This window comes from Pseudomonas sp. SDO5591_S426 (genome assembly GCF_054070755.1).
This window is the reverse complement of sequence record NZ_JBSVXD010000222.1, coordinates 1-8,063: the sequence shown is the minus strand read 5'-3', so window position 1 is coordinate 8,063 and position 8,063 is coordinate 1. Positions and strand designations below refer to the sequence as shown.

At 59.9% G+C, this 8,063-nt stretch carries 10 protein-coding genes; 4 read left to right on the top strand and 6 right to left on the bottom strand.

What is annotated here, in order from left to right; translation table 11 throughout:
- Window positions 1-58: 58 nt before the first annotated feature.
- Window positions 59-442, bottom strand: coding sequence for a hypothetical protein (locus ACW9JC_RS26705; protein ID WP_457458747.1), 384 nt, complete (start codon window positions 440-442; stop codon window positions 59-61).
- Between the two features lie 159 nt (window positions 443-601).
- Here ACW9JC_RS26705 and ACW9JC_RS26700 point away from each other — a divergent pair, with 159 nt between their 5' ends.
- Together ACW9JC_RS26700 and ACW9JC_RS26695 are read left to right on the top strand one after the other, a co-directional pair.
- Window positions 602-799 (top strand): heavy-metal-associated domain-containing protein, encoded by a 198-nt coding sequence (locus ACW9JC_RS26700; protein WP_338584553.1) that lies wholly within the window; start codon window positions 602-604, stop codon window positions 797-799.
- Window positions 800-892: 93 nt separating this feature from the next.
- Window positions 893-2,089, top strand: a complete 1,197-nt coding sequence (locus ACW9JC_RS26695; RefSeq protein ID WP_457458744.1) for a multidrug effflux MFS transporter — start codon at window positions 893-895, stop codon at window positions 2,087-2,089.
- A gap of 7 nt (window positions 2,090-2,096) precedes the next feature.
- On the opposite strand, the gene ACW9JC_RS26690 is transcribed toward ACW9JC_RS26695, so the two are convergent.
- The 3 genes from ACW9JC_RS26690 to ACW9JC_RS26680 form a co-directional block, all read right to left on the bottom strand.
- Window positions 2,097-2,270 carry a hypothetical protein gene (locus ACW9JC_RS26690; RefSeq protein WP_338584555.1) on the bottom strand — a complete coding sequence of 58 codons (174 nt, stop codon included), beginning with the start codon at window positions 2,268-2,270 and terminating at the stop codon, window positions 2,097-2,099.
- Window positions 2,271-2,453: 183 nt separating this feature from the next.
- The gene (locus tag ACW9JC_RS26685) at window positions 2,454-3,467 is read right to left on the bottom strand and encodes a zinc-binding alcohol dehydrogenase family protein (protein ID WP_457458742.1); all 1,014 of its coding nucleotides are present in this window, start codon (window positions 3,465-3,467) and stop codon (window positions 2,454-2,456) included.
- A 36-nt stretch (window positions 3,468-3,503) separates the two neighbouring features.
- Window positions 3,504-3,797 carry a putative quinol monooxygenase gene (locus tag ACW9JC_RS26680; RefSeq protein ID WP_457458740.1) on the bottom strand — a complete coding sequence of 98 codons (294 nt, stop codon included), beginning with the start codon at window positions 3,795-3,797 and terminating at the stop codon, window positions 3,504-3,506.
- Between the two features lie 117 nt (window positions 3,798-3,914).
- Between ACW9JC_RS26680 and ACW9JC_RS26675 the strand changes: the two genes are divergently transcribed.
- A complete protein-coding gene (locus ACW9JC_RS26675; RefSeq protein ID WP_457458738.1) occupies window positions 3,915-4,844 on the top strand; it encodes a LysR family transcriptional regulator in 930 nt (309 codons plus the stop codon).
- Window positions 4,845-5,158: 314 nt separating this feature from the next.
- A complete protein-coding gene (locus tag ACW9JC_RS26670; RefSeq protein WP_457458736.1) occupies window positions 5,159-5,893 on the top strand; it encodes an ArsR/SmtB family transcription factor in 735 nt (244 codons plus the stop codon).
- A 129-nt stretch (window positions 5,894-6,022) separates the two neighbouring features.
- Here ACW9JC_RS26670 and ACW9JC_RS26665 read toward each other — a convergent pair whose 3' ends face one another.
- On the bottom strand, window positions 6,023-6,976 hold the full coding sequence (locus tag ACW9JC_RS26665) for an adenosine deaminase (protein WP_339556741.1): 954 nt from the start codon (window positions 6,974-6,976) through the stop codon (window positions 6,023-6,025).
- 82 nt (window positions 6,977-7,058) lie between these two features.
- Complete coding sequence (locus ACW9JC_RS26660; RefSeq protein ID WP_457458733.1) at window positions 7,059-8,024, bottom strand: 2-oxoglutarate and iron-dependent oxygenase domain-containing protein; 966 nt, start codon at window positions 8,022-8,024, stop codon at window positions 7,059-7,061.
- Window positions 8,025-8,063: the final 39 nt, after the last annotated feature.

The following is an 8,063-nucleotide window of genomic DNA, read 5'->3' as shown; positions in this document are numbered from 1 at the left end:
CAAAATTATGTGTACGCCTGTAGGAGCTGCCGAAGGCTGCGATCTTTTCACAAGCGACTCAGTAGCCGAGACCTGCGCGTTTCAGGTACATCCCTTCCTGCGTCATCGCAATCCGGTACTTGAGCACGTCGCCGGCCCTGAGCTGGATGTCCTGCGAACCCGGCGCGAGCATGCCCGGGTTGCAGCCCGGTGCCTGACCCGGCAGCAGTTTGAGGCGCAGGGACACATTGCCCGGCGGCAGGTTGAAGGAAGTGCTTTGCTCTTGAAACAGCCGAGCCGCCAATTGATCCTGGATATACACGCCGATTTCGCAGCTGGTCGCGACTTCCAGGCGCTCGCGGGAAATGATCAGCACGCCATAGTCCTCCCCGGCGGCATGGGCCGAAGGCAGGGCGGCGAAAAGGCTGAGGAAGCCAAACAGGCTGAAAGCTGACCAGCGCATGGCTGAATCTCCTGAGTCGAGTCATAGATGAACGCAGCTTGGCCGAGCGCGGCGCCGATTGCCAGCCCGGCAGATCACTGCAGAACTTGACCTTGCCATGGTGGCAAGCTCAAGACTGTACTCAGCCTCATTCAAGAGCCTCATCAAAGGAGTCATTCCATGCAAGTGTTCAATGTTGAAGGTATGTCCTGCGGTCACTGCGTCAGGGCCATCACTCAGGCTGTTCAGGCTCAGGACCCGGCAGCCAGCGTGCGCGTCGATCTGGCGGCGAAAGAGGTCGGTGTCGAAAGCGCGCTCACCGCGCAGCAGGTGATCGACGCGATCAGTGAAGAAGGCTACGGCATCAAATTAGCCTGATCTTTTTAATAGTTAGCGAGCTATCGGAATGTTCAAGGCGTCCATGCGCGGCTAGACTGTCGGGCTGCCGAACTCTGCCTCACTGGATGCCTGATGAACTTCCGCACAATTCTGATTCTTGGCGCCTTGAGCGCATTCGGTCCGCTGGCGATCGATTTCTACCTGCCCGCGTTCCCGGCCATGGCGCTTGCCTTCGGCACTGATGAGAAGCATGTCCAGCTGACCCTGGCGGCGTATTTCCTTGGCTTGTCCATTGGTCAGCTGGCTTACGGGCCGGTAGCGGATCGTTTCGGGCGGCGCCTGCCATTGCTCATGGGCGTTGGCCTGTTCACCGCCGCTTCGCTGGCGTGCGCCTATGCGCCGAACCTTGAATGGCTGATCGGCGCACGCTTCGTCCAGGCACTGGGCGGTTGCGCAGGGATGGTGATCTCGCGGGCGGTAGTCAGTGATAAATGCGATGCAGTGGGCTCGGCAAAAGTCTTTTCGCAACTGATGCTGGTGATGGGCCTGGCGCCGATCCTCGCGCCGATGCTCGGCGGTCTGTTGGTCAACACCACAGGTTGGCAGTCGATCTTTCTGGTGCTGACCGGTTTCAGCGCACTGGCCGGTTTGGCCGTCGCACTCGGATTGCCGGAAAGCATGCCCGCTCATTTGCCACGCCAACCGATGTCAGGGGCGCTGCGTCAGTACGGACGTTTGTTGAAAGATTCGGTGTACCTCGGCCACGCGCTGACTGGCGGTATCGCCATCGCCGGGATGTTTTCCTACATCGCCGGTTCACCGTTCGTCATCATCAAGCTTTATGGCATCCCGGCCGAGCATTTCGGCTGGTTCTTCGGTGCCAATGCGGCGGGCTTCATTCTGGTGGCGCAGGTCAACGCACGTTTGCTGGCCAAGCGTGGGCCGGCATTCCTGTTGACGCGCGCCGTTTGGGTTTACCTGGGTGCCGGCCTGGCTCTGCTTGCCGTGAGTGCAATGCATACGGCACAACTGTGGCCGTTGTTGATTCCACTGTTCATCTGTATCGCCAGCCTCGGTTGCATCCTTCCCAACGCATCGGCGTGTGCGATGAACGGCCAGGGTGCTCGCGCCGGCAGCGCTTCGGCGATGCTCGGTTGCCTGCAATTCAGCGTCGCCGCCGGTGCCGCCGCACTGGTGGGTGTTTTGCACGACGGCAGCGCCATGCCGATGGCCATGGTCATCAGCCTGTGCGGAATTCTGGTGGTGAGCGTGGCGATGCTCACCCGTCGTTTGCAAAATGCCCGGGCACTGGCGCAAGCCCAGGTTTGAGAGGGATTCAGCCGGCAGCGCGCTGCGCGTGAAGGGCGGGGATTGGGTGAGGGGCTTGAATGCGTGCTTCTAGGGTGCGCATGAAATTTCGGGCTTCGGTTTCGCTGCGGAAGGTTACCGCATGCTGGTCCAGGCGGACCTGCCACTGGGATTTTGCCAATTCTTTTATCAGGATCTTCATAGCTGAACTCCTCTTGTAAAAGACGTCTAGTGAAAGATGTTTCGTAAAAGGGTGCCTCGCAGGAAATTCGATTGTAGACCTGAATACGATCGCTATTGTGACAAGGGTCAACTGTCGGACTGACGGTTTGTAACAAAAAACATCGCAGGCTCTGGGTCAGCCTGCGACGTTGTTTTCAGGGCTTTAGAACCCTTCCAGCACAATCTTGCCCTTGGATTTGCCGCTTTCCAGCAGGGCATGAGCACGACGCAGATTCGCCGCATTAATGGTGCCGAAGTGTTCGCCAACCGTGGTTTTCAGCGTCCCGGCATCAATCAGCTGCGCCACGCGGTTGAGCAATTTATGCTGCTCGATCATGTCCGCGGTTTCGAACAGCGAGCGGGTGTACATGAACTCCCAGTGCAGTGACAGGCTCTTGCGCTTGAGCTTGGTTACGTCGAGGGATTTCGGGTCGTCGATCAGCGCCAGTTTGCCCTGCGGCGCCAGCGCCTCGACCAATTGATCCAGGTGATGGTCAGTCTGGGTCAGGCTGGCAACGTGGGTCACTTGATTGATGCCGGCGCGCTTGAGCTCTTCGCTCAGTGGCTGGCTGTGATCGATTACCTGGTCGGCACCTAACTCTTTCACCCAGCTCTGGGTTTGCGGACGCGAAGCGGTGCCGATCACCTTGAGGCCGGTGAGTTGTTTAGCCAATTGGGTAAGGATCGAGCCGACACCGCCCGCCGCGCCGACGATCAGCAGGCTCTGGCCTTCGTCGGTTTTACCTTCGCGCACTTGCAGGCGTTCGAAGAGCAATTCCCATGCGGTGATCGCAGTCAGCGGCAGGGCCGCGGCTTCGGCGAAATTGAGGGTTTTCGGCATATGGCCGACGATCCGCTCATCCACCACATGCAATTCGCTGTTGCCGCCAGCGCGGGCAATGGAGCCGGCGTAGAACACTTTGTCCCCAGCCTTGAACAAGGTCACTTCACTGCCGACGGCCTTGACCACACCGGCCACGTCCCAGCCCAGCACTTTGGCGGCGCCACCTTCAGGCTGGACGTTCTGGCGGACCTTGGTATCCACCGGGTTGACCGAAATGGCTTTGACCTCTACCAACAGGTCGCGCGGCCCGGCGACCGGTTCCGGCAGTTCGATGTCTTGCAGGGATTTTTCGTCGCTGATCGGCAGGGACGCGTAATAGGCAATGGCTTTCATCAATAACTCCGCGAATTAACTGGATAGAAGAACAAATCAGGCGAGGGTGCGCAGGCGCTTGAGCTCGAAGTGTTCGAGGAAGTCAGGGGCCTTGGCGCGGAAGTTCTGGATATGCGCACTGTCGTCGTGGGCTTGCAGGGCTTCGTCGCTGCTCCAGTGTTCAATCATGTAGAAGGCCAGCGGATTGGCCAGATCCTGATGCAGGTCGTATTGCCCGCAACCGGCTTCGGCGCGAGTCGGTTCCACCAGCGCCCGCAGATGTTGTTCAAGGGCGTCCTGCTGGCCGGGTTTGGCGATGAGGGTGGCAATAGCGGTAAAAGGCTGGGACATCGGCGACTCCGGGAACGGGCTGATTTCGATGGGCAGATGATTGGCTATTTCTCCTGAAGATAAAAGCCGCTAAAAGAGCAGTCTCTTTCAATATTTTTTTGATAATCGAGGCTTTGGATGTTGCGTTTCGATGACTTGCAGTTGTTCGTTCGGGCGGCGGACCTCGGTAGCCTGTCGGCGGCTGCGCGGGGCATGGACATGTCGGCAGCGGTGGCCAGCGCGGCGTTGAAGCGCATCGAACAGCAACTCGGTGCCCGTCTGCTCGCCCGCTCGACCCGTAGCCTGCGCCTGACCGCCGAAGGTGAAGGCTTTCTCGAATATGCTCGGGCGGCCCTGAGCAACCTCGATGAAGGTCGGCGTTTGTTGGCCAGTGGCCAGGATCAGGTCAGCGGCGTGTTGCAACTGTCGGCGCCGTCGGACTTCGGTCGCAACCTGCTGCTGCCCTGGCTGGACGAGTTTCAGCGCGAACACCCGAAACTCACCGTGCGTTTGTTGCTGGGTGACCGCATCGCCGATCTGTTCCGCCAACCGGTGGACATCGCCCTGCGTTACGGCGAGCCGGAAGACTCCAGCCTGGTGGCGCTGCCCATCGCCTCGCAAAACCGCCGCGTGCTGTGTGCAGCGCCAAGTTACCTGGCGCGGCATGGCGAGCCGCGGCAACTGGAGCAGTTGGCTCAGCACAATTGCTTGCTGTTCATGCTCGGCAGTCGGGTCCACGACCACTGGAGTTTTCACGATGGCAAACGCGAGGTCGGCCTGACCGTCAGCGGTGACCGTTTCAGTGACGATGCCGATGTCGTGCGCCTGTGGGCGGTGGCTGGAGCGGGGATTGCCTACAAATCGTGGCTCGATGTGGCCGCCGATGTGTTCGCCGGTCGCTTGAAGGTACTGATGCCGGAGCTGCTCTGTGAGCGCGCACCGCTGAATCTGTTGTGCGCCCATCGCGCACAATTGAGTAAGCCGGTGAACCTGTTGCGGGAAATGCTTGCCAGTCGTTGCGCCCGGTTGAGCGGTCATTTTCCGGGGTTCTCGGGAATTGATCATTAGTCGCAGGCAAAAAGCGAAATTTCCCTCAGGAACTATCACCTTCACCGGTTTGCGGAGGGCAGGAACCTGCGCTCAACCCGCCTATACTAGCGCTCGCCTCATGTACGCAGCGTTCATCGCAATAGCGCAGCCATGCTCGATTCGGCTGTGCCCCATGCCCCATCACCAGACCTCTGCAACCGGTGCCCGGTGATGGTGGGTATGAGCGAAGGTGTTGCCTGGTTTGTGGCGGTTTCCACGTCTTGGCCGACGGCACATTACTGGTCAAGATGTCTCCGAGCAGTAGACGAAACGATTCAACAGGGAGTGAATTCATGGAACATGCACCTTGCATCAGCCAGATAGCCACCTTACTGGCTGACCCAAAGCGCAGCACAATGATGTGGGCCTTGATGGACGGCTCGGCGCGCCAAGCCGAAGAACTGGCCCTGTTGGCCGGGCTGTCACCGTCTTCGGCCAATGCCCACCTGGGGCGTTTGTCTGCCGGAGGTCTGTTGAAAGTCGAAACCCGCGCACGCAAACGCTTCTTCCGCCTGGCCGCCCCCGAAATCGGTGCCGCGATCGAAGCGCTGGCCAGTGCCACGCTGGCCAGCGCACCCCAGGACATCCCGGATATTTTCAAACGCACTCCGCCCTTGGCGAAACCTCAGGCGCTACGCTCGTCGGTGTTGCGCGCGCGACTTTGCGACGACCATTTGGGTGGCACATTGGCGGCGGATCTGTACCAGCGCTTGCTGGATGCCGGCTGGATTGAGCAGTTTGATCAACGGATCACGATCACACTCAAGGGCTCCACCGAGTTGGCGGCGCGTGGTGTATTCATCCAGGCACTGGCCCATCGTAATGGCAAGTCTGCGTGTGCCTGTCCTGACTGGAGCGAAAGACGCCCGCACATGGGCGGGGCGCTGGGAGCGGCGTTGTTGCAGCTGTTCATGCAATCGGGCTGGTTGAGCTTGCCCAATGATTCGCGCGCCTTGCAGGTCACCGCTGCCGGGCAGCGTGAAATCCACCGATTCGCCAAGGACACCGAGCTGGAAATGGCGCTCTAGAAGCGTCCTGCGACTAAACCCCAAACCTGTGGGAGCTGGCTTGCCAGCGATGAGGCCATCAGCTTCAGCTTCAAGCTGGCTGACATTCCGCCATCGCTGGCAAGCCAGCTCCCACAGGGGCATTTGGCTTTAAGGTTTTACCAACCGCGCATCCAGGCTGTTCTGCGCCAGGCGCTTGGCCTGATCCTGGGTCATGCCCAGATCGGTGTACAGCGCATGGAAGTTCTCGGTGACATAACCGCCGAAGTACGCCGGGTCATCGGAGTTCACGGTCACTTTCACGCCACGTTCGAGCATGTCGAGAATGTTGTGCTGCGACATGTGATCGAACACGCAGAGCTTGGTGTTGGACAGCGGGCACACGGTCAGCGGGATCTGCTCGTCGATGATCCGCTGCATCAGGCGCTCGTCTTCGATGGCGCGCACGCCATGGTCGATGCGCTGGATTTTCAGCAGGTCGAGGGCTTCCCAGATGTACTCGGGCGGGCCTTCTTCACCGGCGTGGGCGACGGTCAGGAAGCCTTCGTGGCGGGCGCGGTCGAACACGCGCTGGAACTTGCTCGGCGGGTGGCCCATCTCGGAACTGTCCAGACCGACGGCGACAAACGCATCGCGGAACGGCAGAGCCTGGTCGAGGGTTTTTTCGGCTTGTTCTTCGCTCAAGTGACGCAGGAAGCTCAGGATCAAACCGCTGGTGATGCCCAGCTGTTGCTCGCCGTCCTTCAACGCTGCGGCGATGCCGTTGAGCACCACTTCAAACGGAATGCCACGGTCGGTGTGGGTCTGCGGGTCGAAGAACGGTTCAGTGTGAATCACGTTCTGTGCTTTGCAGCGCAGCAAGTACGCCCAGGTCAGGTCGTAGAAATCCTGGGACGTACGCAGCACGTCGGCGCCCTGGTAATACAGGTCGAGGAATTCTTGCAGGTTGTTGAAGGCGTAGGCCTTGCGCAGGGTTTCGACGTCGCTCCACGGCAGGGCGATCTTGTTGCGTTCGGCCAGGGCGAACAGCAACTCGGGCTCCAGCGAACCCTCCAGGTGCAGGTGCAGTTCTGCCTTGGGCAGGGCATTCAGCCAGTCGTACATAATTCTTTTCTCATCAGGTGCAATGGTCGCCATTCTACAGATGCTAGCCGCAACAATTGGTAAAACCTGACCAGCCGGTTCATTACACGGCTTCCTGTTCCCGTCGATAAGCATAGGTATCAGCGAAGCGCGAGAGCAGGAATTCGGCGCAGGTGGTGGTCGGATATTTCGCCGGGTGCTGTGCGTCCTGGCATCCGGGCAGGCATTCAATGCGCGTGTCGGGATGCGGTTCGGCGAAGAACGGCATCGAATAGCGATCCACACCCAGCGGGCTGATCACCCGGTGCGGCGTCGACAGATAACGGTCGTTGCTCCAGCGCGCCATCATGTCGCCGAGGTTGACCACGAAGGTGCCCTCGATCGGCGGCGCATCGATCCATTCGCCTTTTACGTTCCTGACTTGCAGGCCACCGGCGGCATCCTGGTAGAGCAAAGTGATGCAACCGTAATCGGTGTGCGCGCCGGCACCTTGTTGTTCCGCGGAACTGGCGGTGTGGCGCGGTGGGTAATGGATCATCCGCAATACGCTGACCGGCTCGCTGAAGCGCGAATCAAAGAAGTCGCGCTCGATGCCCAGCGCCAATGTCATTGCCCGCAACAGTGTTTGCGCGAGTGCCTGCATGTCGACGTAGTGCTGCTCCATCAGCGCTTCCCATCCGGGCAGTGATGGATGTCGGTTGGGGCCGCGCAAGGGTTTCTCTGCCAGCACGTCCGGATGCTCGACCGGCAGGTGCAGACCCATGTCGAAGGTTTCTTTGAGGTCGCTGGGTTTGCTCGGGTCGAGTTGTTCGGTGGCGATGGCGCCGTAGCCGCGATGGTGGCGGGTCTGGGTGATGTCGATCTTGAGTTTTTCGTTGGCGGGTTGAGCGAAGAAACGCTTGGCGTTGTCGAGCACCGCGTCGATGCGCGCAGCGGAAATCGGGTGGCCCTTGATATAGAAGAAACCCCATTCGCGGCAGGCGTGGTCGATTTCTTTTGCCACGGCGAGCCAGCCGGATTGGTCGTCGCTGTAAAGCGGGGCGATGTCGATGATGGGGAGGCTGTTCATACACAATCCTTGAAAGCGCTAGGATTCCCTGTAGGAGCT

What these genes read in the sequence shown, in the direction of transcription:
- ACW9JC_RS26685 (WP_457458742.1), bottom strand. Translation starts at nt 3,467, where the DNA reads ATGAAAGCCATTGCCTATTACGCGTCCCTGCCGATCAGCGACGAAAAA.
- ACW9JC_RS26675 (WP_457458738.1), top strand. Translation starts at nt 3,915, where the DNA reads ATGTTGCGTTTCGATGACTTGCAGTTGTTCGTTCGGGCGGCGGACCTC.
- ACW9JC_RS26670 (WP_457458736.1), top strand. Translation starts at nt 5,159, where the DNA reads ATGGAACATGCACCTTGCATCAGCCAGATAGCCACCTTACTGGCTGAC.
- ACW9JC_RS26690 (WP_338584555.1), bottom strand. Translation starts at nt 2,270, where the DNA reads ATGAAGATCCTGATAAAAGAATTGGCAAAATCCCAGTGGCAGGTCCGC.
- ACW9JC_RS26695 (WP_457458744.1), top strand. Translation starts at nt 893, where the DNA reads ATGAACTTCCGCACAATTCTGATTCTTGGCGCCTTGAGCGCATTCGGT.
- ACW9JC_RS26660 (WP_457458733.1), bottom strand. Translation starts at nt 8,024, where the DNA reads ATGAACAGCCTCCCCATCATCGACATCGCCCCGCTTTACAGCGACGAC.
- ACW9JC_RS26705 (WP_457458747.1), bottom strand. Translation starts at nt 442, where the DNA reads ATGCGCTGGTCAGCTTTCAGCCTGTTTGGCTTCCTCAGCCTTTTCGCC.
- ACW9JC_RS26700 (WP_338584553.1), top strand. Translation starts at nt 602, where the DNA reads ATGCAAGTGTTCAATGTTGAAGGTATGTCCTGCGGTCACTGCGTCAGG.
- ACW9JC_RS26665 (WP_339556741.1), bottom strand. Translation starts at nt 6,976, where the DNA reads ATGTACGACTGGCTGAATGCCCTGCCCAAGGCAGAACTGCACCTGCAC.
- ACW9JC_RS26680 (WP_457458740.1), bottom strand. Translation starts at nt 3,797, where the DNA reads ATGTCCCAGCCTTTTACCGCTATTGCCACCCTCATCGCCAAACCCGGC.